This window comes from Micromonospora trifolii, from assembly GCF_022229005.1.
Classification (GTDB): domain Bacteria; phylum Actinomycetota; class Actinomycetes; order Mycobacteriales; family Micromonosporaceae; genus Micromonospora; species Micromonospora trifolii.
In genome coordinates this window covers 137,260-157,906 of sequence record NZ_JAKKFD010000044.1, presented here as the reverse complement: position 1 = coordinate 157,906, position 20,647 = coordinate 137,260, and the positions used below count along the sequence as shown (strand labels likewise).

General features: G+C 68.9%; 17 protein-coding genes and 34 tRNA genes. 44 read left to right on the top strand and 7 right to left on the bottom strand.

What is annotated here, in order from left to right; all coding sequences use genetic code 11:
- Positions 1-93: 93 nt before the first annotated feature.
- The 37 genes from NIE79_RS25440 (at position 94) to NIE79_RS25260 (ending at position 6,345) form a co-directional block, all read left to right on the top strand.
- Positions 94-1,323: a cytochrome P450 gene (locus NIE79_RS25440; RefSeq protein ID WP_238680949.1), complete on the top strand. Its 1,230-nt coding sequence runs from the start codon at positions 94-96 to the stop codon at positions 1,321-1,323.
- Positions 1,320-1,547 carry a ferredoxin gene (locus tag NIE79_RS25435; RefSeq protein WP_238680948.1) on the top strand — a complete coding sequence of 76 codons (228 nt, stop codon included), beginning with the start codon at positions 1,320-1,322 and terminating at the stop codon, positions 1,545-1,547. The genes NIE79_RS25440 and NIE79_RS25435 overlap by 4 nt, the downstream gene beginning before the upstream one ends.
- 331 nt (positions 1,548-1,878) lie before the next feature.
- Positions 1,879-1,951 (top strand) — tRNA-Trp (locus tag NIE79_RS25430).
- Positions 1,952-2,060: 109 nt separating this feature from the next.
- Positions 2,061-2,136: transfer RNA gene (locus NIE79_RS25425), tRNA-Pro, on the top strand.
- A 177-nt stretch (positions 2,137-2,313) separates the two neighbouring features.
- A tRNA-Glu gene (locus NIE79_RS25420) sits at positions 2,314-2,388 on the top strand.
- An 11-nt stretch (positions 2,389-2,399) separates the two neighbouring features.
- Positions 2,400-2,472 (top strand) — tRNA-Gly (locus tag NIE79_RS25415).
- Positions 2,473-2,616: 144 nt separating this feature from the next.
- Positions 2,617-2,692, top strand: a tRNA-Gln gene (locus NIE79_RS25410).
- A gap of 1 nt (position 2,693) precedes the next feature.
- Positions 2,694-2,768 (top strand) — tRNA-Leu (locus NIE79_RS25405).
- 119 nt (positions 2,769-2,887) lie between these two features.
- Positions 2,888-2,964, top strand: a tRNA-Thr gene (locus tag NIE79_RS25400).
- Position 2,965: 1 nt separating this feature from the next.
- Positions 2,966-3,041, top strand: a tRNA-Gly gene (locus tag NIE79_RS25395).
- Between the two features lie 136 nt (positions 3,042-3,177).
- Positions 3,178-3,621 carry an HNH endonuclease gene (locus NIE79_RS25390; RefSeq protein ID WP_238680947.1) on the top strand — a complete coding sequence of 148 codons (444 nt, stop codon included), beginning with the start codon at positions 3,178-3,180 and terminating at the stop codon, positions 3,619-3,621.
- A gap of 35 nt (positions 3,622-3,656) precedes the next feature.
- A tRNA-Gln gene (locus tag NIE79_RS25385) sits at positions 3,657-3,730 on the top strand.
- A gap of 6 nt (positions 3,731-3,736) precedes the next feature.
- Positions 3,737-3,813, top strand: a tRNA-Leu gene (locus tag NIE79_RS25380).
- A 1-nt stretch (position 3,814) separates the two neighbouring features.
- Positions 3,815-3,890, top strand: a tRNA-Thr gene (locus NIE79_RS25375).
- A 6-nt stretch (positions 3,891-3,896) separates the two neighbouring features.
- Positions 3,897-3,969 (top strand) — tRNA-Thr (locus tag NIE79_RS25370).
- A gap of 5 nt (positions 3,970-3,974) precedes the next feature.
- Positions 3,975-4,048: transfer RNA gene (locus NIE79_RS25365), tRNA-Met, on the top strand.
- Between the two features lie 10 nt (positions 4,049-4,058).
- Positions 4,059-4,141, top strand: a tRNA-Leu gene (locus NIE79_RS25360).
- Between the two features lie 14 nt (positions 4,142-4,155).
- Positions 4,156-4,228 (top strand) — tRNA-Ala (locus NIE79_RS25355).
- Positions 4,229-4,253: 25 nt separating this feature from the next.
- Positions 4,254-4,326 (top strand) — tRNA-Asp (locus NIE79_RS25350).
- A 5-nt stretch (positions 4,327-4,331) separates the two neighbouring features.
- Positions 4,332-4,421: transfer RNA gene (locus NIE79_RS25345), tRNA-Ser, on the top strand.
- Position 4,422: 1 nt separating this feature from the next.
- Positions 4,423-4,498, top strand: a tRNA-Ile gene (locus NIE79_RS25340).
- A 13-nt stretch (positions 4,499-4,511) separates the two neighbouring features.
- Positions 4,512-4,584, top strand: a tRNA-Arg gene (locus tag NIE79_RS25335).
- 4 nt (positions 4,585-4,588) lie between these two features.
- Positions 4,589-4,662 (top strand) — tRNA-Pro (locus NIE79_RS25330).
- A 5-nt stretch (positions 4,663-4,667) separates the two neighbouring features.
- Positions 4,668-4,741, top strand: a tRNA-Pro gene (locus NIE79_RS25325).
- A 5-nt stretch (positions 4,742-4,746) separates the two neighbouring features.
- Positions 4,747-4,837, top strand: a tRNA-Ser gene (locus NIE79_RS25320).
- Position 4,838: 1 nt separating this feature from the next.
- Positions 4,839-4,909, top strand: a tRNA-Lys gene (locus NIE79_RS25315).
- 4 nt (positions 4,910-4,913) lie between these two features.
- Positions 4,914-4,989: transfer RNA gene (locus tag NIE79_RS25310), tRNA-Arg, on the top strand.
- Between the two features lie 3 nt (positions 4,990-4,992).
- Positions 4,993-5,066 (top strand) — tRNA-Lys (locus tag NIE79_RS25305).
- A 2-nt stretch (positions 5,067-5,068) separates the two neighbouring features.
- Positions 5,069-5,146 (top strand) — tRNA-Met (locus NIE79_RS25300).
- 538 nt (positions 5,147-5,684) lie between these two features.
- A tRNA-Val gene (locus tag NIE79_RS25295) sits at positions 5,685-5,756 on the top strand.
- 5 nt (positions 5,757-5,761) lie between these two features.
- A tRNA-Glu gene (locus tag NIE79_RS25290) sits at positions 5,762-5,835 on the top strand.
- Between the two features lie 5 nt (positions 5,836-5,840).
- Positions 5,841-5,914 (top strand) — tRNA-Asn (locus NIE79_RS25285).
- A gap of 24 nt (positions 5,915-5,938) precedes the next feature.
- Positions 5,939-6,010, top strand: a tRNA-Val gene (locus NIE79_RS25280).
- Between the two features lie 20 nt (positions 6,011-6,030).
- Positions 6,031-6,105, top strand: a tRNA-His gene (locus tag NIE79_RS25275).
- 1 nt (position 6,106) lies between these two features.
- Positions 6,107-6,190: transfer RNA gene (locus NIE79_RS25270), tRNA-Tyr, on the top strand.
- Positions 6,191-6,195: 5 nt separating this feature from the next.
- Positions 6,196-6,265 (top strand) — tRNA-Arg (locus NIE79_RS25265).
- Positions 6,266-6,274: 9 nt separating this feature from the next.
- Positions 6,275-6,345, top strand: a tRNA-Cys gene (locus tag NIE79_RS25260).
- Between the two features lie 39 nt (positions 6,346-6,384).
- Here the strand turns inward: NIE79_RS25260 and NIE79_RS25255 are convergent.
- Positions 6,385-6,819 (bottom strand): hypothetical protein, encoded by a 435-nt coding sequence (locus tag NIE79_RS25255; RefSeq protein WP_238680946.1) that lies wholly within the window; start codon positions 6,817-6,819, stop codon positions 6,385-6,387.
- Between the two features lie 167 nt (positions 6,820-6,986).
- Positions 6,987-9,263 (bottom strand): glycoside hydrolase family 44 protein, encoded by a 2,277-nt coding sequence (locus NIE79_RS25250; protein WP_238680945.1) that lies wholly within the window; start codon positions 9,261-9,263, stop codon positions 6,987-6,989.
- Positions 9,264-9,614: 351 nt separating this feature from the next.
- Here NIE79_RS25250 and NIE79_RS25245 point away from each other — a divergent pair, with 351 nt between their 5' ends.
- Together NIE79_RS25245 and NIE79_RS25240 are read left to right on the top strand one after the other, a co-directional pair.
- Entirely contained in the window at positions 9,615-10,388 is a 774-nt protein-coding gene (locus tag NIE79_RS25245) for a hypothetical protein (protein WP_238680944.1), read from the top strand.
- Between the two features lie 292 nt (positions 10,389-10,680).
- Positions 10,681-11,223, top strand: a complete 543-nt coding sequence (locus NIE79_RS25240; RefSeq protein WP_238680943.1) for a hypothetical protein — start codon at positions 10,681-10,683, stop codon at positions 11,221-11,223.
- 7 nt (positions 11,224-11,230) lie between these two features.
- Here NIE79_RS25240 and NIE79_RS25235 read toward each other — a convergent pair whose 3' ends face one another.
- From NIE79_RS25235 to NIE79_RS25220, 4 genes are all read right to left on the bottom strand, one after another.
- A complete protein-coding gene (locus NIE79_RS25235; RefSeq protein ID WP_238680942.1) occupies positions 11,231-12,004 on the bottom strand; it encodes an AAA family ATPase in 774 nt (257 codons plus the stop codon).
- Positions 12,005-12,095: 91 nt separating this feature from the next.
- The gene (locus NIE79_RS25230) at positions 12,096-13,094 is read right to left on the bottom strand and encodes a hypothetical protein (protein WP_238680941.1); all 999 of its coding nucleotides are present in this window, start codon (positions 13,092-13,094) and stop codon (positions 12,096-12,098) included.
- Positions 13,091-13,453 (bottom strand): PadR family transcriptional regulator, encoded by a 363-nt coding sequence (locus tag NIE79_RS25225; RefSeq protein WP_238680940.1) that lies wholly within the window; start codon positions 13,451-13,453, stop codon positions 13,091-13,093. Before NIE79_RS25225 ends, NIE79_RS25230 begins: the two co-directional genes overlap by 4 nt.
- A gap of 116 nt (positions 13,454-13,569) precedes the next feature.
- Positions 13,570-14,031, bottom strand: a complete 462-nt coding sequence (locus tag NIE79_RS25220; RefSeq protein ID WP_238680939.1) for a nitroreductase/quinone reductase family protein — start codon at positions 14,029-14,031, stop codon at positions 13,570-13,572.
- 342 nt (positions 14,032-14,373) lie between these two features.
- On the opposite strand from NIE79_RS25220, the gene NIE79_RS25215 reads away from it, so the two are divergent.
- From NIE79_RS25215 to NIE79_RS25200, 4 genes are all read left to right on the top strand, one after another.
- Positions 14,374-15,132, top strand: coding sequence for an SDR family NAD(P)-dependent oxidoreductase (locus NIE79_RS25215; protein WP_238680938.1), 759 nt, complete (start codon positions 14,374-14,376; stop codon positions 15,130-15,132).
- 61 nt (positions 15,133-15,193) lie between these two features.
- A complete protein-coding gene (locus NIE79_RS25210; RefSeq protein WP_238680937.1) occupies positions 15,194-16,093 on the top strand; it encodes an AraC family transcriptional regulator in 900 nt (299 codons plus the stop codon).
- 106 nt (positions 16,094-16,199) lie between these two features.
- Positions 16,200-17,036 (top strand): helix-turn-helix domain-containing protein, encoded by an 837-nt coding sequence (locus NIE79_RS25205; RefSeq protein WP_238680936.1) that lies wholly within the window; start codon positions 16,200-16,202, stop codon positions 17,034-17,036.
- 66 nt (positions 17,037-17,102) lie between these two features.
- Positions 17,103-17,684 (top strand): dihydrofolate reductase family protein, encoded by a 582-nt coding sequence (locus NIE79_RS25200; RefSeq protein ID WP_238680935.1) that lies wholly within the window; start codon positions 17,103-17,105, stop codon positions 17,682-17,684.
- 90 nt (positions 17,685-17,774) lie between these two features.
- On the opposite strand, the gene NIE79_RS25195 is transcribed toward NIE79_RS25200, so the two are convergent.
- Entirely contained in the window at positions 17,775-19,124 is a 1,350-nt protein-coding gene (locus tag NIE79_RS25195) for an FAD-binding oxidoreductase (RefSeq protein WP_238680934.1), read from the bottom strand.
- A gap of 47 nt (positions 19,125-19,171) precedes the next feature.
- On the opposite strand from NIE79_RS25195, the gene pdxR reads away from it, so the two are divergent.
- Positions 19,172-20,596, top strand: a complete 1,425-nt coding sequence (gene pdxR / locus NIE79_RS25190; protein ID WP_238680933.1) for a MocR-like pyridoxine biosynthesis transcription factor PdxR — start codon at positions 19,172-19,174, stop codon at positions 20,594-20,596.
- Positions 20,597-20,647: the final 51 nt, after the last annotated feature.

Sequence of the window (20,647 nt, the reverse complement as noted above, 5' to 3'; positions counted from 1 at the left end):
TGCTGTTCGCAAGCCCTGGACGCTGGCAATCCGGCACCGCCACGAACGTGGTGCCGCCCTGAGGATCACGCCCCCTCGACGAAGGGAATCCGGATGACGGAGAGCGCGCAGACCACCGAGAGCCGAACCGTCCCGCCCGCGCGGCCGTACCCGTTCAGCGTGCCCGACCGCCTCGTCGTCGATCCGACCTACGGCGAGCTGCGCGAGAACGAACCGATGACCCGGGTCAAACTCCCCTACGGCGAGGAGGCGTGGCTCGCCACCCGCTACGAAGACGTCCGTACCGTCCTCGGCGACGTGCGGTTCGGCCGCGCCCCCGCCGTTCAGCGCGACGAGCCCAGACTCACCCCGCGCCAGCAGTACAGCGGCATGCTGACCCTGGACCCGCCCGATCACACTCGGCTGCGCCGGCTGGTGGCGAAGGCGTTCACGGCACGTCGGGTAGAGGCGCTGCGACCCCGGACCCAGGAGATCGCCAACGCACTTGTCGACAACATGGTCGAGCTCGGTCCTCCGGCCGACCTGGTGGAGCACGTCGCCACGCCGCTGCCCATCCAGGTGATCTGCGAACTGCTCGGGGTCCCGTACGCCGACCGTGACCGCTTCCACATCTGGTCCGAGGCGATCGTCTCGACCACCTCTCTACCCGTGGAAACGGTCCAGGAGTACCTGAACAATCTCTGGGGCTACATCGGTGATCTGGTCGCCGAGCGCCGCCGCGAGCCGGGGATCGACGACCTGCTCGGCGCGTTGGTGCGGGCCCGCGACGAGAATCAGGATCGACTCAGCGAAACCGAGCTGGTGGAGCTGGCCGGAGGGCTGCTCGCGGCCGGCCACGAGACCACTGTGACCCAGATCCCCAACTTCATCTACGTCCTACTGCACAACCCCGACCAGCTCGCGCGGCTGCAAGCCGACCTGTCGCTGGTGCCGGCCGCGATCGAGGAACTGTTGCGCTACGTGCCGCTCGGCGTCGGCTCCTCCTTCGCCCGCTACGCCAAGGAGGACGTCGAGGTCGGCGGCGTGCTGATCCGGGCAGGTGAGCCGGTTCTCGGCTCACTGTCATCGGCGAACCGGGACGGTACCGTCTTCGCCGACCCGGACCGGCTGGATCTCGACCGCGAGCAGAACCCGCACCTGGGCTTCGGGCACGGCGTCCACCACTGCGTCGGCGCGCAGCTGGCCCGCATGGAGTTGCAGGTCGCCGTCGCCACCCTCGTGACCCGTCTGCCCGGATTGCGGCTCGCCGTACCCGAAGCCGATCTGCAGTGGAAGCGGGGCATGCTGGTGCGGGGCCTGCTCGGCATGCCGGTCGCCTGGTGAGCACCGCCTGGCGGATCGGGGTGGACACGCGTCGCTGCATCGGCACGAGCATCTGCGCCGGTACCGCGCCCGAGCACTTCCGCCTGGTCGACGGCCTGTCCGCGCCGCTGGCCCACGTCGTCGCCCCGGCCGAGGTCATCCTCGACGCCGCCGACTCGTGCCCGGTGGAGGCAATCACGGTCCACGACGCCACAGACGACCGGCTGATCGCGCCCCAGGAGTGACCCGAACACCCGCTATGGCTGGCGGCGAGTCACATGAAGGTGGCTCGGAATATCCGTTGCCATCCGAACGGCACAACGCCTACCTTGAATGAGCAAGGCCGTTCCGACCAACCCAAGGAGTTCCCCGTGTCGCAGTACGCCTACACCGAAACCACGCGGTTCATGCCGCGCGGCGGTGTCGTGCTGCTCCCGATTGGGCGAGCCCAAGATCTGTGCGCGAGTGAGTTGAACTGGAAGTCGGGGTGGCGGCGCGAATAGCGCCAGCGCAAGCTGCGAAGCCGCCCACCCCGACAGGGATAGGGCGGCTTTCTCGTTACTGGAACAACTTCATAGGGGCGTAGCTCAACTGGTAGAGCACCGGTCTCCAAAACCGAAGGTCGCAGGTTCGAGTCCTGCCGCCCCTGCTTTTCGTCCCGGCTGCGGCCGGCGGCGTCGCAAATTCTCAACTTCACAGTGGATGGTATGAGCAAGACCCCGGCCGGCGCCTGCATGGGCCGGCCGGGGGCACCACCTCCGGGACGAGGGAGACGGCTGACCCGCTCGCTTTGGGAGCGAGAGACACGGGGTTCGACACCCCGGTCCCGGACCACGGGGCAGACCGGAGGTCGAGGGTTCGAATCCTTCTTCTCCACGCATTCAAGCCCTCCTGCCGTAACCGGTAGCCCACGGGAGTGAAGTCCCCGAGGACTCCGTTCGAGTCAGGGGAGAGGGCACGTCGGCAGGGGAACCCTCCCGGGTGAGGCTCACGGCCCCCTGCCGGCTCCATGGGCCATTGGAGCTGTCGGCAAAGCTCACCTGGTTCTCAGCCAGGAGATCGTCGGTTCGAGCCCGACATGGCCTACGCACGATCTCGCGGTACTAGCTCATCTGGTAGAGCCCCTGCCTTCCAAGCAGGACGTGCGGGGTTCGAGTCCCCGGTACCGCTCGACGGGGCAGGGAAACAGGGGCGGCGGACGCCGCGAAACCAGAGGCCAGGTTGCGCAGCCTGGTCAACGGCCGGCGCGGGGCAGCTCCCCGAGTCAGCGCAGAGGGTCACCGCCCCCGAGTACCTGCCCCGGCACAACATCGGTCCGGGTTGCCCTGCTGGCTGGGCGCCTCGACTTTGGATCGAGAGGACGCAGGTTCGATTCCTGCACCCGGAGCCACGCCGAGGTAGCCCAACCGGCACGAGGCGCGAAGCTCAAACCTTCGTCGTTGCGGGTTCGAGTCCCGCTCTCGGCACACCCAACGCCTCGCTTTGACCACAGTGAAACCGTACGGCCGGCCGACCCGGCACCAGCGGGACTGAATCGCCTTCGGGGTGAGAGGTACGTTCCCGCCCAGTGGGAGAGGCACCCCATGCCGCCGTAGCTCAGATTGGGAGAGCGTCCCCCTGGTACGGGGAAGGCCGCGCGTTCAATTCGCGCCGGTGGCTCCACGCGGTTGTAGCTCAGCTGGTAGAGCGCGACGTTGCCAACGTCGAGGTCCCGGGTTCGAGTCCCGGTAGCCGCTCCATGTCTCTGGGAAAGGGACATAGCGATATCGCGAGATTGACAGGTCATCTGTCAATGCCAAGTCCTGTTGGCCCGACAACGTGTCATGCCAACGACACCATCGATTCGCTTGCAATGATCATAAAGGGAGGGTTCCGGTGGACGCGGTACTCGTCATCAACGCCGACCTCGGGCCCCTCCACCGGGTCACGGTCGCCCACGCGATCCGGATGCTGTGCCGCCGGGTCGCCGAGATCCACGAAGCCGAACCGGACCGCCACCTCGGCGTGTTCCCGATGCCCCGGGTCGTGCGGCTCGTCCGGTACGTCGTCACCCGGTGGCGGTACACCAAGGGCCCCGCCTGGTCCAAGGGTGGCGTCCTGGCCCGCGACAACCGGAAGTGCGGCTACTGCTCGGGTCGGGCCGCGACGGTCGACCACATCCTGCCCCGCTCCCGGGGCGGGCAGAACACCTGGCGGAACACCGTCAGCGCGGGCGCGCCCTGCAACCAGGCGAAGGGCGACCGGACCCCGGCCGAGGCCGGCATGGTGCTCCGCATCAACCCGGTCGTGCCCGCGTGGGGATCGCTGGCGCAGCGCTGACACCGGCCGGCGGGCCATCACCCCGCCGGGCGCGATGGGAGCTGGTGCAATCTGGCAGCACGTCCGATTCTGGATCGGAAGGTTGGAGGTTCGAATCCTCCGCTCCCAGCTCGATGCCCTCGTAGCCCAACGGCAGGAGGCAGCGGTTCGAGGGACCGCACAGTGTGCGTTCGAATCGCACCGAGGGCACCAAGCCGGCGTAGCTCAGAGGCCAGAGCACCGCCCTTGTAAGGCGACGCGCGCCGGTTCGATCCCGGCCGCCGGCTCCACACCTTGCCGCCGTAGCTCACCTGGTAGAGCGTCCGTCTCGTAAGCGGAAGGCAGTCGGTTCGAGACCGACCGGTGGCTCTCTCGCCGACGTAGCTCAGGTGGTCAGAGCGTCCCGCTCATAACGGGAAGGCCGCGGGCTCGACTCCCGCCGTCGGCACGCACATCACGCGCTCGTGGTGGAACTTGGTAGACACGCACGGCTCAGGCCCGTGTGCCGAAAGGCATGGGAGTTCGACTCTCCCCGAGCGCACGCAGCAACATCTTGGGGACGTGGCCCAGGTGGTAGGGCATCTGTTTCGCACTCAGAAGGTCAGGGGTTCGACTCCCCTCGTCTCCACTCCCTCGGCCTCGGCCGGGACCATGCTGGCGTGGCCAAGCGGCTAAGGCACCTCGTTGTCAGCGAGGGGATCGCGGGTTCGAGTCCCGTCGTCAGCGCGCATGAAGGGTTGGCCGAGTCTGGTCGATGGCGCCGCGTTGCTAGCGCGGAGCGGGTCACACCGCCGGGAGTTCGAATCTCTCACCCTTCGCCAAGCCGTCGTAGCTCAGCCTGGTTAGAGCACCGACCTGATAAGTCGGGGGCCCCCGGTTCAAATCCCGGGCGTCGGCACGCAGCAAGTCCTGCCCCCGTAGCTCAGTGGATAGAGCACGAGATTACGGATCTCGGTGTCGCACGTTCGATTCGCGCCGAGGGCTCTTTCGGGACGTGGCGCAGTTTGGTAGCGCATCCGGCTGGGGGCCGGAGGGCCGTCGGTTCGAATCCGGCCGTCCCGACTCAACGGGTTGTGGCGCAGTTTGGTAGCGCGCTCGCTTCGGGAGCGAGAGGCCGCAGGTTCAAATCCTGTCTACCCGACGCATGGTGAGGCCAGCCGAGGGCAGGCGACGGCCGCTGTCTCGAAAACAGTTGGGGTGAAAGCCCGTGTCGGTTCGATCCCGGCCCTCACCGCCATGCGCCGGTAGCTGAGTGGCTTAGCTACGGACTCTTAATCCGAAGACGGGGGTTCGATTCCCTCCCGGCGCACTTCGCCCCGATAGCTCAGGGGATAGAGCAGCAGTTTCCTAAACTGCGTGTCGCTGGTTCGATTCCAGCTCGGGGCACCACACGGGCCGCTAGCTCAATGGCGTAGAGCTGCTGACTTTTAATCAGTAGGTTCGGGGTTCGAGTCCCCGGCGGCCCACTTGCGGGATGGCGCAGTCATGGAAGCGCGCTGGGCTCATAACCCAGAGGTCTCGGGTTCAACTCCCGATCCCGCCACCAACCTCGTCACCAACTCGCGCTGCCTCCGGCGGGTGATCCGGCGATGGCAGTTCGCGCAGCGGACCTCGCAAAGGGCGACTTCGGCCTGAAGCCGCTTGAGTGAGGACTTCTCCCAGAGCAGGTCCGAGACGTTCGCGTTCTTCTCCCCACGTACGTGGTCGAAGTCGAGAACGTCAGGGTCCGCCTCGCCGCAGTCGACGCACGGATGCTCCGCCAGGTACGCGTCCACCCAGGCGTGCTTTTCAAGCTTGTATCGCGCGTCGTTGCGCCGAACCCGGTCGAGCTGCTTCTGACGCGCCTCTGGATTGCTGGCGTGGCGCTTGCGCATGTAATCGCGGTGGTACGCGCGCCGCGCTTCCGGGTCCTTCAACGGGCTCATAAGTTCATCCTACTTATGAGTCCAGGATGGACCTCAACGCGGGTCCGGGTTCGAATCCCGGTCCCGCTCCCAACGGTCCTGTCCGTTCGGGTTGGCCCTGGCACAGGGAGTGCCAGGCGTAAGCGCGGCATACACTCCGCGACCAGCCCCCTAACTCGCGCCCTGGTAGCTCAGCGGGAGAGCGCCGTCCTGACGCGACGGAGGTCGGGGGTTCGACACCCTCTCGGGGCACGCATGGAGCCGTCGACTAAATGGCCAGGTCCCCGGGCTTTCAATCCGGTGTGTGCGGGTTCGAACCCCGTCGGCTCTACTCATTCTCCCGTCGCCCAATCGGTAGGGCAGCGCACTGTTAATGCGTACAGGTGAAGGTTCGAATCCTTCCGGGAGAGCTGGCAGTGATCGACCCTGGTAACGCCCGTGTAGCTCAGCGGCAGAGCGCCGGTCCCACACACCGGGTCGCCCTGGTTCGAGTCCAGGCACGGGCACTGGCCTTCGGGCCGTAGTTGTGGCTGTAGCTCAGCGGTAGAGCGCCGGTTTGTGGCACCGGAGGACGAGGGGTCAGCACCCTCCAGTCACCCCAAGGGAGTGCGCCACCGATGGTGAGGTGGGCCGGGTTGTAGCCCCGGTGCGTTCGCGCTCAGGGAGTTCGAATCTCTCCACTCCCACGCATGCCCGCGTAGCTCAGGGGACAGAGCAGCTTCCGGAGCTGGGTGTCGGGGGTTCGATTCCCTCCGCGGGCGTTTCTGCCTGGTCGTGTGCCCGAGTGGTCAGGGAGCGGTCTGCAAAGCCGCGCACGCCGGTTCGATTCCGGTCACGATCTCGAATGCATGCCATTTACTGTGGAGGCCGAGCGGTTCGGTCAGCCGCCCGGGCAGCGGGTGTCGCCGCCGCTGTGTTCCACGCAGTGCCCCGGCGGGCCGGGCGTCGTCGCTGCCGGCGCCGGATTCAGGTCCCGGCCGGCGAGGACAGCGAACGGTACGGCGGGCACGGCGATCACGGCGGCCAGCACCAGGAAGACGACTGCGGTGCGTACCTGTCGCAGTTGGTACGCGACGAGCGCGATGAGGACCGGCCCGGCGCCCGCCACCACCGCGGCGACCAGTAGGGCAACGCTCGCCTGACGTTTGAGGTCCTCGAACTCGCCGGGTTGGTCGCCGTAGCTGACGCTCCACTGCTTCAGGCCGACGCCTAGCCACCACATGGCGGCCGCGATCAGTCCGCAGAGCCAGAGCAGGGCCAGGAGGCCAACGATCGGGACACCCCGTCGACCTGCGCCGACCGCTTCAGACGTCATGCGGTTCAGCGTGGATGGCTCAACTCGGCCGAGCATGAGTCGGCGTACTCACGGTTGTTCTCCTGTCGCGGGATTGGCCCGGGCCGTCGCTCGAGAGCGAGGGGTCCGGGGCGCTGCTGCGCCCCGGACCCCTCCGCCCTGTCCGTAGGGGAGTGGTGTCTCTCAGGTCATCCGCAGCGTTGACCGTTGAGGTTGAAGGCGGTTGGCGACGGGTTGGTGCCGCTCCACGTGCCGTTGAAGCCGGTGCTGGTGGATGCGCCGGGGGCGAGTTTGCCATTCCAGCTCATGCTGTCTGCGGTGACCTTCGTTCCGGTCTGTTTCCAGGTGGCCGACCAGCCCTGGCCGACCTTCTGGCCGGTGGTGGGGAAGTCGAAGCCGAGTTTCCAGCCGTCGATCGCGGTGGTGCCGGTGTTCTTGATCGTCACGGTCGCGGTGAAGCCGCCCGGCCAACTGTTCGCCGTGTAGCCGACAGTGCAGCCGACGGTCGGGGCGGTGGGCGCGGTCCGCACGGTCAGGCCAGGTGAGGCCGCCGAGACGTTGCCCGCCGCGTCGCGGGCGGTGACCACGAAGGTGTACGGGGTGTCCGGCGTCAGCCCGGTGACGGTGTACGTGGTGCCGGTGGCGCTGCCCACCTTCACGGTGCCGGTGGTGTCGACCCGGTGCACGTCGTAGCCGGTGACGGCGGTGTCGTCGGTGGACGGCGTCCAGGTCAGCGCGACGCTGTCGCCGGTGATCGTGCCGGCGGTGGGCTTGCCCGGGGTGGTCGGTGCCTGGGTGTCGCCTGGTGTGGTGTCGCGCGGCAGCACCAGGTGGGTGATCGAGTTGGCCGGGAAGGTGGCTGTGAGGCCGCTGGCGGTGACCGGCTGGTCGGCCTCTCGGACGACGCCGGTGAGGTTCGCCTCGCTGTAACGGTAGACCTGGGCGGTGCTGGCGGAGGCGCCGGTGAGGGCGACAGGGCTGGTCAGGTCGTCGCCGGTCTTGTTGACGACGACCACTGTGAGTGCCTTGTCGGCGTTCCGTTCGGCGGCGTACACGGCCAGCTTGCCCTGGTCGGCGCTGGTTGCCTGGACGGAGGTTTCGCCGAACGCGCCGCCTTTGCCGTCGTAGTTGCGGTAGACGCGGAACGCGTTGGCCACTGGCTGCTCGGCCGTGGGTGCGGTCCAGAGGGTGGCCAGGTCGAGTCCTTCGCGGCCGAAGATGCCGAGTACGTCAGCCTGGGCGAGCGCGCCGTTGAGCGACCCGTGGGCGCCCCAGTTGTACTCGGTCATCGCGATCTTCGTGCCCGGGTAGTGCTGGTCGACCAGCTCGCGCAGGCGCGGGATGTACCGGACCGGACTGTTGATCCAGCTCTCGTCCACGTAGGTCGGGTCCCAGAGTTGGCGGGTCGAGCGCAGTCGTAGCGCCTGGGTGTCGGCGTCGCCGGCCGCGTCGCCCAACACGCCGGACTGCTGTGGGTAGAGGTGTACGTCGAAGTAGTCGAGGATGCGTGTGCCGTGCTGCTGCTCGTACTCGCGCATCCGGTCCAGGTACCACGGGCCGAGGTCCTGGCCGCCGTGCGCGGCCTTGTCCGGTGGGTTCGACCAGCAGCCGGTGCGCGAGCAGGTGTCCTGGTCGAGGCCCGAGTAGAGGATCGAGTTCAGGCCCCAGCCGACGGGACCGAGTGTCTTCGCGCCGGGGTCGGCGGCCTTGATCGCGGCGGCGTACTCGTAGGTGCGGTCGCGGAGCTCGTCGTAGCCCAGTCCGGTCGGGCGGACGTCGCGGTGGGTGGAGTGCCACAGGTCCGGCTCGTTGTCCAGGTTGTAGAACTGGACCCCGCCGTCGGCGGCGCCGCCGAACTGCCCCTTGAGGTGGTTGACGAAGTCGGTGGCGTACTCCGGACCGACGGCGACGCTGGTGTCCTCCGGATCGTTGCCGGTGACCGGTGATCCGTCCGGCTTCGTGCCGTTGCCGCAGTCCGGTGCCCAGGGGTCGGTGGACTGCTGGGGGCCGTACTTGGCGACGCTGAAGCCGCACGCCCGCGACCGGTCCTTGGCGATCCAGCCGAGCATCGGCATTGTCATGACAGTGGCGGCGCCGGTGGCCTTGTTCTGCTGCACGAACCGGTCGGTCTCCGAGCCCTCCGGGAGGTCATCGGGGCTGGGGTTGTCGTTGGGGATGTTCTCGAAGTACCAGTCCGCCGCGCGGTTGGTGGTGTCGGCTCGGAAGTTGTAGCGGGTGGTGGCGTTGCCGCCGTAGCGGTGCACCGGCAGCCGCAGGTCGCGGGCGAGGGCCTCGTCGGCGAAGTTCATGCCGTAGATGTACGGGCTGATCTGGTGCCGGGCTGCGGTGGTGTCCACGGCCAGTGCCGGGCCGGCCGCGGCCAGGGCGGGTTCCGGCAGGGCCAGACCGCCGAGGGCCGTGGCGAGCACGACCGGGAGTAGAGCTGTTGTGGGTCGCACGAGCATTCCTTTCGAATAGGAGCTCGACGATGGGAGCGCTTCCACAGCGTTGCGCTTTCCTGGCTCTGAGTCAACGCCGAAGACTCTTGTCGATCGCGTCGGTTCGATTGGACCTGTGCAGGGAGTCGGTGCAGCGAGTCGCGCCGCTGCTCGTGGTTGCACCCGGGCAACGTCAGGTCGGACTCGACTGTCGGCCGGCTGCGGGCCGACCGAAGCCAACCTCTTCGCATATAGTGACGAGCATCGATGGATACGGCTGATGCGGTCGTGCGCGGAAGCATCTCAGCGTCGCATGGCCCGAACGTTCCTGCTGGCCCGGCCCCTGTGGTGGGGAGCCAGCCGTCTTGGAGGATGACAATGCGCAGTTTTCTCGCGGTGTTCAGCGCCGCCCTGATCCTGGGCGCCACAGCCGGCAGCGCTCCGGCCGGTGCGTCGGGGGCCTCCCCGCCCTCGTGCCCCCGTGGCCTGCTTTTCTGCGAGGACTTCGAGCGACTGCCTCCCGGGGGGCCCAGCACGTTGAACTGGGGCGTCGACACCCGCCACGGCACGCTCACTGTCGAACGTGCCCGCCGTGGCAACCAGGTGCTGCACGTCCACACTGTTGACAACGGACGGGCCTTCCTGCGCGTCGACGACTTCGCCGCGCCGGGCAACCGTTTCTACGGCCGGATGCGTCTGCGCGTCGATGCCTTCCCCACTGCCCCGGACTGGGCGCACTTCACGCTGGTGGAAGCGACCGGCACCGGCAGTGCGGAGGTCGTCCGTCCGGTCGGTGGCCAGTACGCGCCCACGGTCCCCGGAACCTTCTGGGGGGTCGGTGCCGACGGCGGTCCGACCGGCGACTGGACCAACTGGCGGGAGTCCGCCCCGGTCGCTGAGGACACCTGGCAGTGCTTCGAGTGGAAGATGGACGCGGCGGACAACCGGGTCTCCGTGTGGATCAATGGCGTGGCGAATCCGGAGCTGACCGCGTCCACGAGCGACCACGGTGGCAACGATGTTCCCTTCGTCCTGCCGACGGTCGACACCGTGAAGATTGGCTGGCAGCTCTACCAGGGCGGCACGACGCCGGGCGAGTTCGACCTCTGGATTGACGACATCGCCCTTTCGAGTAAGCGGCTCGGTTGCTGATCTGGAGCCGCGGGGTGCCTCGGAGGCTCTCGACACCTGTCGTCGTGATGTGAGTCCCGATTGGCGTCCCTGCCGGGGTGCGGCTCTGCTGCCGCGCTCCGGCAGGGGCGCCGTCGGCTGCGGCGGACTTCGGGCCTGCCCGCTGACGGGCGGCGGGAGGACGGGAGCGGCATGGCCGGTGGGCGACGAGAGCGTTGCACGGCGATGTTGACGGTGCCGGTGGGCCCGGAGCGGGAGCGTGTGGTCCGGGCGATGCGGCGCTGGTTCGAGCTGTGCCCGCAACGACTGCACGGTGCGTTCGGCGCTGCTGTGCGCGCGCTGCCGACGGGTGACCTTGATCCGCCAGTGTCCCCACCTGGCACGGTGCATGGCTCCGGTGGCGGTTGCCGTCGCGGCGCAGGGTTCGCTGACGGATACGCCGCTGGAGGCGGCGCTCAGCCAATCCTCGGCTGACTACCGTGAGCGTCCCGGTGAGGTGCTGCGCAACTATGGTTGGCTGACCGTGCTCAGCGACGAGATGGCCGAGCGGGTCGGCGGTGCTGATCGCCTCCGCGCGTCCGGGACGTTCGTTGATGTGGAGCCGCTCGCTGCGGGTGGCTGGTGGCTCCTGGCGACGGAAACCTGGGACGAGTACGGGCCGGAGCAGGCGAACCGGCTCTTCGAGCTTCTCGCGCCGGTGCTGCCGGCGGGCCGGCCGGAGATGACGCAGTGGCGGTCCCCGACGATCGCGGATCCACCGGTCTGGTCACCCTGTCGAACGTGGTGGCCGAACGCGACCCACGGGAAATCACCTGTTGAGTCCACGTCCCGCCGCCTGGTGCTGGGCGGCCGCTGAGCCGGGGTCAGTTGTCGCCGTGAAAGAGGTGGTGCAGGTAACGCTGCGGGTTGGCCAGGAAGGATCGGGTCAGCAGTACCGGCTGTGCGTCGTTGTAGTCGACGTGGCCGATGGTGCCGTCGGTTTCGATCTGCAGGATCCGGGCGTGGGGGGAGGCCAGCAGGATGGGGGAGTGGGTGGCGATGACGAACTGTGCGCCGGCCTGAGTGAGGTCGTGGATGTGGGTGAGCAGCGCCAGGCAGCCGTGCACGGACAGGGCGGCTTCGGGCTCGTCGAGCAGGTAGAGGCCTTGGGGCTTGAACCGGTGGGTGGCCAGGTCGAGGAACGACTCACCGTGGGATCGTTCGTGCAGGCTGGTGCCGCCGTAGCCGTCGCTGACACCAAGGCGGTCGATCTCGGTGGCCACGTTGTAGAACGACTCGGCCCGCAGGAAGAAGCCGGTGCGCGGTTTCCTGGTGCCGCGTACCAGTCGGAGGTGTTCGCCGAGAGACGATTCGGTGGCCCTCGTGCTGAATCGGAAGTTGGTGGATCCGCCCTCGGGGTTGAAGCCGGCCGCTACCGCGATCGCCTCGATCAGGGTCGACTTGCCGGTGCCGTTGTCTCCGGCCAGGAACGTCACCGCTGGGTCCAGATCCAACCGGCCGGCTGCCCGTAGGCCGGCGACGACGGGCAGCGTGAACGGATAGCCGGACTCGTCCGTGTCGTCATCGGTCAACTCGACCCAGCGCAGGAACCCACCGCTGCCTCGACGCGAATCCGGCGCCTCGTCCCCGGTTGCCATCAGGTGACCCTTTCGTGCTGCCGCCCCGTCTGCCATCCCGACCGTGTGCGCCGCAGGTCGGAAGATGTCCGACGGTACGCGCCTGCTGCTGTCACCGTCCGCAGGTGGGACAGGCTCCCGCCGTCGGCGCGGCGGTGACGGTGCCTGCCCTGGCTGGTCGCGCTCCGCGGCGGGCGGCGACCGCCGCTGTCAACGTCACCGCGCTGAGGATGACGACTATGCCGGCGGTTGCGGTGGCGACCTGGAAGTCGGGGTAGCTGGCGCCGACGAGGTCGGCGGTGATCTCGCTCAACGGGTAGAGGCCGAGCAGCCCGATCGGGGGGAGCAGTGTCAACAGGGCCCACAGTCCTCGGGTGTCGTGGCGCAGGGCGAGGATCGCGGCGGTGAGCATGGCGGTCAGCAGCAGCGCGACGCCGGCCCTGGGCAGGAAGTTGCCCCACTCGCCGGACCGGTAGGGGGTATTTCGCTCGACCATCCCGTGAGCTGCGGCCAATGTTGCCAGCGGGGCGACAACCAGCGGCACGAGCCGGTGCCACCGTGGCGGGTCGGCGGGCATGGCCAGTGCCAGAAGGCCGAGCGTGGCCTGGGGCACCAGGACGAACAACGGCGGTCGCGGTAGGCCGGCCAGGGCGCCGACCGGCAGCGCGGCGGCACTTAGCAGCAGCGCCAAGCCGATGGTCATCCGAGTCCACCGGATTGGAGCAAGGCAGCGGACGACGGCGGCCAGCAGCCAGACTGTCCAGACGATGATCCCGGTGGTGGCGAATGGTCCGAAGGTCGGCACCACCCAGGGCACCTGGCCGGCGGTGGTCTCGGCTGCCGTCCAGATGCCGGCGAGGGCGGTCGCGGTGGTGAACGCGAGGGTGGCGGCGAGGCGTACCCCGGGGATGAGGTCGGCCGCGCCGGCGGCCCGCAGCCGCTCGCGGACGCCTCCGGTCACGACGTCAATGGCGTCGGCCGGTGACGGCCAGCGGCGACCAGGTTCGGCCAGGTCGAGGTACGTCCCGACGATTTCTGCGCCGCGGGCCCGTCGGTAGCCCAGGGGGTACGCGTGGAGTAGCCGTCGATAGCGGCGTTCGAGGTCCCTCATGCCACCCCACCGACAGTCCGGGGCACAGCCCGAGGGGAGCGGGAGCGGTCGCGGAGTCGGGCCGTGGCGGCTTCGACGTTGCGGCGCAGTCGGTCGGTTTCCTCGCTGAGCGTGGTGTCGCCGGCGGGGGAGAGGCGGTAGTAGCGGCGCAGCCGGCCGTCCACGACCTCCACCCGGTGGACCTCGACCATGCCGGCGTCGACGAGGCGGTCCAGCGCGCCGTAGAGGGTGCCCGGGCGCAGTGACAGCCGGCCTTGGGAGAGGGTGGTGACCTCGCCGATGATGGCGTAGCCGTGCAGCGGCTCGCCGGCCAGCGCGGTCAGGATCAGGAAGGTGGGTTCCCTCAGCGGTGTGTCCACGCCGGCAATGTATCGGTCGCGAAGCTATCCGCAGGGCGGAATCACCGATTCACCCTGCTTGATCTGCCTGGGTCTGCCGTCGGGCGCGCCGGCTCTGCCAGAGCCGGCCCAGGTGGTCAGCTCAGCGGAGGGCGCAGCCGTTCGTCGTCGAAGACGATCTCGATCAGCGGGCTGTGCTTGAGCCAGTCCTCCAGGCGCTGGCGTTGGGTGACGCGAATGCGCAAACCGGGGTCGTCCTGCAGGGCGACGACCGCGGACAGTACGCGATGGCGCACCGAGGGATCCTTGACCGGCACTGCGGTGGCCGGCAGGTCCGCCCGGACGCCGTTCTTGAGGTGGAAGATGAAGTGCGGGTGCGCCGACAGGTTGGCGTGCCAGCTTCGGGGCACTGGCATTCCGCTGAGGTACCAGCGGCCGTCGACATGGTGGAACCAGATCTCGATGCGCCTCGGGCGGCCGGTACGCCGGCCCAGAGTGGTGATGTCGATGGTGCGTGCCTCGCGCGGCGAGCCCGGGCCGATGGCCAGAGCGCGCCTGACCGCGCCCACGTCGTGGCTTCTGTCCGCGATGTCGGTCATGGTCGGCTGCCTCACTCGTAACTGGCGGAAGTGGCTTTTGGTGCAAGTCAACCGTCGCGTTGGGAGGGCTGCTAGGGGCATCCTGGCGGATCCTTGCACGATCCTGCGCACGCGCAGGCGCAGCACGGCGACGAGCCAGGCAGCCACGCAAGGGCCAACGCACCCCTGCGCGGGCGCGCAGCGGCGGGGGCGCGGCGGACACGGCCCATGCCCCGTCTGCCCAAGAGGATTGGGCAAGAGGCGAAGAGGATCGTTCTTTTCGCGGGCCCGGCGCAGCGGTCTCCTGGAAGGGACACATTCCCCACGGATTCCGACGAATCCTCACGCCCTAGGAGGCACACCATGAAGGTAGCCGTCGTCACCGGTGCGAGTTCCGGCATCGGCCAGAGCGCCGCCCTGCAGATCGCCCGGCGCGGAACCGGCGTCATCCTGACCTACAGCTCCAACGAACAGGGCGCCAAGGACACCGTCGCGCGGATCGAGCAGCAGGGTGGCACTGCCGTGGCGCTGCACCTGGATCTCGGCGATACGTCGGGATTCACCATCTTCCGGGAGGCCGTTGCCCAGGTGCTGCGCGAGACCTTCCAGCGGGACTCCTTCGACCACCTGGTCAACAACGCCGGATTCGCCGGCATGGCGATGATCGAGGACACCCGAGAGGAGGAATTCGACCGGCTCACGGACGGCCTGTTCAAGGGGCCCTTCTTCCTCACCCAGTCCCTGCTGCCGCTCCTCGCCGACAACGGGGCCATCGTCAACCTGACCAGCAACTCCACGCTGCCCCAGGTGACCGCACCGGGATACTCCGTCTACGCGGCTCTCAAGGGCGCCGTGGCGGTGCTCACCCGCTACATGGCCAAGGAGTTCGGTCCCCGCGGCATCCGCGTGAACTCGGTCGCGCCGGGAGCCACCGTCACCCGCTTCGCCGACGACGCGTTCAGCAAGAACCCGGAGATCATTCCGGAACTGGCGAAGACCTTCACTCTCGGCCGCGTCGGTGAGCCCGACGACATCGGCATGGTCATCGCCATGTTGGTGTCCGAGGAAGGCCGGTGGATCACCGCGCAGGACATCGAAGTCTCCGGAGGTCAGAACCTCTGAATGTGTGCCCAATCCTGCTGGGCCAGCGGCCCCGCGTGGAGGTTTGTGCAAGAATTAATCCATGTCTGCCCTGGACGAAATGCGTGAGCTCCTCAACCGGCACGCGCGGCCCGACATGAGCACGGCGATCGAGGGCATCCGGGTATGCAAGTTCAACCATCCGAATGCTTCGGCGGCCGGGATGTCCGGGACGGTGCTCGCAGTCATCGCCCAGGGCGGCAAACGCCTCGCCCTGGGCGAGCGCCTCTACGAGTATGGGCCCGGCGAATACCTGATCGCCTCCGCCGACCTCCCCGTCACCGGCCATGTCCTGGACACCGGGCAGCCCACCCTCGGCTTCGGCATGACTCTCGCTCCCTCAGCCCTTGCCGAGCTCCTCCTGGAAGCCGACCCTCGAGACCTGCCGGCCACCCCACGCGCCGCATCACCCGGCATTGCCGTCTCCACGGCCTCGCCGTCACTGCTGGACGCCATCGTGCGGCTGCTGCGGCTGCTGGAGCAGCCTGCGGACCGCAAGATCCTCGCTCCCATGGTCAAGCGAGAGATCCTCTGGCATCTCCTTCGCGGCGAGCAGGGAGTCGCCGTCCGCCAGCTCGGTCTCGCCGACAGCGGACTGGCCCATATCAACCGTGCCGTGCGTCAGATCCGGCAGAACTACGCCACCGCCTTCCGCGTGGAGGACCTGGCGGAAATCGCCGGCATGAGCGTTTCCGCGTTCCACCGCAACTTCCAGACCGTCACAGGGATGAGCCCCATCCAGTTCCAGAAACGCATCCGTCTGCAAGAAGCCCGGCTCCTGCTCGCCAGCCGCCCCTCCGACATCACCGGTGTTGGCCTCAGCGTCGGCTACGACAGTCCCTCCCAGTTCAGCCGTGAATACCGCCGCATGTTCGGCACACCACCCAGCAAGGACACCCAACTCCGCACTCCGCCAGCAGCACTCGTCACCGCGCTGCCCTGAGCTTGACCATGTCTGCCGGGACGACAGGAGTGCGGCTCAATTCCCCGGTGCGGGCGGAGCAGCGTGGCTGGACCATCCCGGTCGTGGAGCCGGCGATACTGTGGCCGTGGAGTACGTGTCCAGAGTGCCGCGACCGCCGCTGGACGGGCTGATCGACGACCTCTACTACCTGGAGGGTGCGCCGCCGTACGCCCGGTTGACGCTGCCGCCGCCGTCGGCGTTGCTCATCGTCAACCTCGGTGCGCCGTTCCGCATCCGCGCCGGCACCGACATCGAGGCGGCCGAGTACGCCGACGGCTGCGTGGTCACCATGCCCACCCGCGCGTGGGAGTTCGGCTACCCACTCTGGACCCGGTCCGTCGGCGTGCACTTCAAGCCGTGGGGGCTGGCGCCGTTCCTGCCGATGCCCGCGGCGGAGCTGTGTGACCGGCCGGTGACGGTGGAGCAGGTTTGGGGTCGGCCCGCGATCGCTGAGCTGCGGGACCGGCTGGCGACGGCGGCCGGGCCGTACGAGATGCTGACGCTGCTCGAGGAGGAGCTGACGCGACGGCTGCGCGAGACCGCGGGTCTGGGCCTGGTCCGCCATGCGGGCAGCGTCATCGCGGCGACCAGCGGAGCGCTCGCGATCGGCGACTTGAGGGCTTCAGCCGGTGTCAGCAGCACTCACCTGGCACAGCGGTTCAAGGAGCTCATCGGCGTCACGCCGAAGCGGCTGGCTCGCACCTACCGCTTCGCGGCCACCGTGCTCTCGATCGACCCCGCCGGACCGATCGACTGGGGCGACCTCGCCGCTGGCGCAGGCTACTTCGACCAGGCCCACTTCGGCCACGAGTTCCGGGCGTTCACCGGGCTCACGCCAACCCGGTACCTCGAAGTCCGCCGGCGGTTCCTGCGCGAACATCCCGGCCACGTGCTGGACAGTTGGCCGCTGCCGGCCGATTGATTTCGTACAAGAGCGACAGCACCCGACACGCTAATTTGGGGGCTCCCCCAAGCAGAGGAGAGCCCCGTGGGCAAGGTGGTCATGTACGGCTCGGTGTCGGTGGACGGCTTCATCGCGGACGAGAATGACCAACCCGGACCGCTGTTCGACTGGTTGCTCAGCGGGGACGTGCCGTTGGACGAGAGCGGCGAGTTGACGGTGTCGCAGACGTCCTACGACTACACCCGGGCCTACTGGGACCAGATCGGCGTCACGATCGCCGGCCGCCACGTCTTCGACATGACGGACGGCTGGGACGGGAAGCCTCCGGGCGGGGTCGACCACGCGGTCGTCGTGACGCACCGGCCGCAGCCCGAGGGGTGGGACAGCGAGGCGCCGTTTCACTTCGTCGACGGCGTCGAGGCAGCCGTGGCCAAGGCGCAGGAGCTCGCGGGTGACCGCATCGTGGAGGTCGCCGCTGGCGACGTCGGTGGCCAGGTGCTTGCCGCGGGCCTGGTCGACGAGGTGCGCATGGACGTCGTACCCGTCGTGTTCGGGTCCGGCAAGCGCTACTTCGGATCGGTCCACGCGCAACACCTGCTGGAGGACCCGGACGTGGTGATTCAGGGCAGCCGGGTGCTTCACCTGCGCTATCGGGTGCGCCGATGACGGATCTGATCGGGTACGCGAAGAATTCCACCGCGAACCCTGACACACGATCGGGCCTCCGGACGCCAGTGCCGACCGGGATCGCTGCGACTACTGACTGTGGGGTCGGATGTTGTGGTTGAGGTGGAACACGTTGTGCGGGTCCCAGATCGTCTTGAGTGCGGTGAGCCTGGCGAGCTTGGCGGCCGGGTATGCGCGGCGTACCCCGTGTTGCCCCTCGTCGGCGGCGAGCGAGTTGACGTAGACACCGTCGGCGTACGGGTCGAGCGCAGCTCCCGCACTGCGAGCCGCCGCCATCCGCACGTCGTCTTCGGATGGCTCGGTCCAGCGGGAGCCGGCGCCGAACTCGAACATGGTGCCGCGGTAGCTGAACGCCGCGTCGGCGTCCGCGACGTCGGCGATGGCGCCGCCGTGCGCCTGCAGGCCGACGTTGGCCAGGTGAGCGCCGGTGTGCAGGTCCGACGCGCCGCGCAGCAGGAACGCCTCGATCGCGGCGGTGGGGAACCGCCGTAGGTAGTGCGCGCTGGAGTACCGGCGGTAAGCGTGGCCGCCGACGGTGTCGTCGCGTTGCTGCAGTTCCAGGTATGACGGGGTGGTGACCCGTTCAGCGACCGGGCGCCCGAGCGCGCGCATCGCCGGCAGCAACCGGTGACCCTGCGCCGGCTCGCCGACCCATACGAAGCCGACTGTGGCGACAGGGCCCCTGGCCGTGCTCTGGACATCGGCGGTGAAGGTCGCCTGCCGCGGCGCGACGGCGTTGAGGTCCCGCCAGCCTTCGAGCACCGGTACGGCGTCCTCGGCGCGGAAGTCGAACTCGGCGACCAGGGTCTGCGTCCCGGTGTGGTGCAGGTGGAATTCGAAGTCGGTGACGATGCCGAAGTTGCCGCCCCCGCCGCGCAGGCCCCAGTGGAGGTCGGGGTTCTCGCTTCGGCTCGCGGTCACCACCTGCCCGTCCGCGGTGACCATCGTGTAGGAGATGACGTTGTCGCAGGCCAACCCGTGTTGGCGGGCGAGCCAGCCCATGCCGCCGCCGAGGGTCAGGCCGCCGACGCCGGTGTGCGAGACGTTGCCCGCGGTCGTGGCGAGGCCGTACGGCTGCGACGCCCGGTCGAGTGCGCCGAGCAGCGCGCCGCCCTGGACCCGGGCGCGTCGCCGGACCGGGTCGACCCGAACGCCGTTCAACGGGGTCAGGTCGATCATCAGGCCGTCCGCGGGGACGGCGAGGCCGGCCACGTTGTGCCCGCCGCTGCGCACCCCGATCTCCAGGTCGAGTTCGCGGGCCAGGCGCACCGCGACCGCCACGTCGGTGACGCTCGCGGCCTGGACGATCATCCGCGGGCGCCGGTCGATCATGGCGTTCCAGACGGTGCGGGCCGCGTCGTAACCCGGACTACCCGGGGTGAGGAGGCGGCCGTCGAAGTGGGGACTGGTAGTTGTCATACCTCGGAGCCTGACGGAAATCGGTACACCCGGTAAGGTCCGATTCCATGGGCCGAATCAGGACCAATTCGAGCACTGCGGAGGACCTGCTCATCCAGGTCGACCGGTCCGCTGCCGAACCGCTGCACCGGCAGATTGCCGCCTCGATCCGGGACAGCATCCGGGCCGGCCGGTGGCGTCTGGGGACGTCCCTGCCGCCCACCCGCACCATCGCAGCCGATCTGGGAGTCTCCCGCGGCGTGGTGGTCGAGGCCTACCAGCAACTCGTCGCCGAGGGCTACCTCACCAGTCGGGCGGGCGGTTACACCCAGGTCGCGGTCGAGCCGGTTCCGCCGTTGACTGGTCGGCGCGGCGGGGACCGGCCGGCGGCCCGGATCGATTTCGGGTACGGCCGCACCGACGTGTCGTCATTCCCCCGGGCCGCCTGGCTGCGCTCAGTGCGAACGGTCCTCACCACCACGCCGAACGAACGCTTCGCCTACCTCGACGGGCGTGGCGTACCCGAACTGCACGCAGCCCTGATCGACTACCTCAGCCGGGTCCGCGGCACATCGGCCCGCCCGGAGAACGTCGTGATCTGCAGTGGCTACGGTCAAGGCGTCGCGCTGCTGCTCCAGGTGCTCGCGGCGCGCGGCGCCCGCAGGGTGGCCGTCGAGGACCCGTCCGCGGACGACGACGCCCGCCTCGTCGCGGCCGCCGTCGGCCTGGACGTGATCGGGGTTCCGGTCGGCCCAGACGGCATTCTCGTCGAGGAGCTCGAACAGGCCGACGCGGACGCCGTCGTGCTGACGCCCTCGCACCAGTGGCCCACCGGCGGCGTCCTGTCGGCCACCGCGCGGGCCCGGGTCATCGGCTGGGCGCAGCGTCGCGGCGCCGTGGTGATCGAGGACGACTACGACGCGGAGTACCGCTACGACCGCTCGCCCCTCGGCGCCATGCAGGGGCTGGCGCCCGACACCGTCGTCTACTGCGGCACCGCGAGCAAGACCCTGGCGCCAGGGCTGCGCCTCGGGTGGCTGCTTGCGCCGCCACGCCTGGTCGACGACATCACGGCGGCGAAGCTACGGGCAGACCGGGGCTCTCCGGTCATCGACCAACTCACCTTCGCCGACTTCCTCACCCGCGGCGAGTTCGACCGTCACCTACGGCGCATGCGCCCGGTCTACCGCCGTCGTCGCGACGCCCTCCTGGCCGCGCTGCGCGCACGGCTGCCCGAACTGGAACCGGTCGGTGTCGCGGCGGGCCAACACGTCGTGACCTGGCTCCCGCACGACCTCGACGAGGCCTCGGTCGTGGCCGCCGCCGCCCGGCGCGGACTGGTCGTGCAAGGCGTCTCCCGGTACCGACTGAGCCCCGCCGGACCGGGTGGGCTGATCTTCGGCTACGCCACCCTCACCGAACGCTCCATCACCGACGGAGTGGCAACCCTTGCCGACGCGGTCGCAGAGGTCCGTGCGCAGACCGGCCACTGATGGTGGCGACGGCGGTCGCCATCCTTGCTCTTGTCGTGCCTCGCGGGTTGG

Coding starts and splice junctions, on each gene's coding strand:
- NIE79_RS25250 (WP_238680945.1), bottom strand. CDS start 9,263: ATGCTCGTGCGACCCACAACAGCTCTACTCCCGGTCGTGCTCGCCACG.
- NIE79_RS25220 (WP_238680939.1), bottom strand. CDS start 14,031: ATGACCGACATCGCGGACAGAAGCCACGACGTGGGCGCGGTCAGGCGC.
- NIE79_RS25210 (WP_238680937.1), top strand. CDS start 15,194: ATGTCTGCCCTGGACGAAATGCGTGAGCTCCTCAACCGGCACGCGCGG.
- NIE79_RS25235 (WP_238680942.1), bottom strand. CDS start 12,004: ATGGCAACCGGGGACGAGGCGCCGGATTCGCGTCGAGGCAGCGGTGGG.
- NIE79_RS25195 (WP_238680934.1), bottom strand. CDS start 19,124: ATGACAACTACCAGTCCCCACTTCGACGGCCGCCTCCTCACCCCGGGT.
- NIE79_RS25230 (WP_238680941.1), bottom strand. CDS start 13,094: ATGAGGGACCTCGAACGCCGCTATCGACGGCTACTCCACGCGTACCCC.
- NIE79_RS25440 (WP_238680949.1), top strand. CDS start 94: ATGACGGAGAGCGCGCAGACCACCGAGAGCCGAACCGTCCCGCCCGCG.
- pdxR (WP_238680933.1), top strand. CDS start 19,172: ATGGGCCGAATCAGGACCAATTCGAGCACTGCGGAGGACCTGCTCATC.
- NIE79_RS25215 (WP_238680938.1), top strand. CDS start 14,374: ATGAAGGTAGCCGTCGTCACCGGTGCGAGTTCCGGCATCGGCCAGAGC.
- NIE79_RS25255 (WP_238680946.1), bottom strand. CDS start 6,819: ATGACGTCTGAAGCGGTCGGCGCAGGTCGACGGGGTGTCCCGATCGTT.
- NIE79_RS25245 (WP_238680944.1), top strand. CDS start 9,615: ATGCGCAGTTTTCTCGCGGTGTTCAGCGCCGCCCTGATCCTGGGCGCC.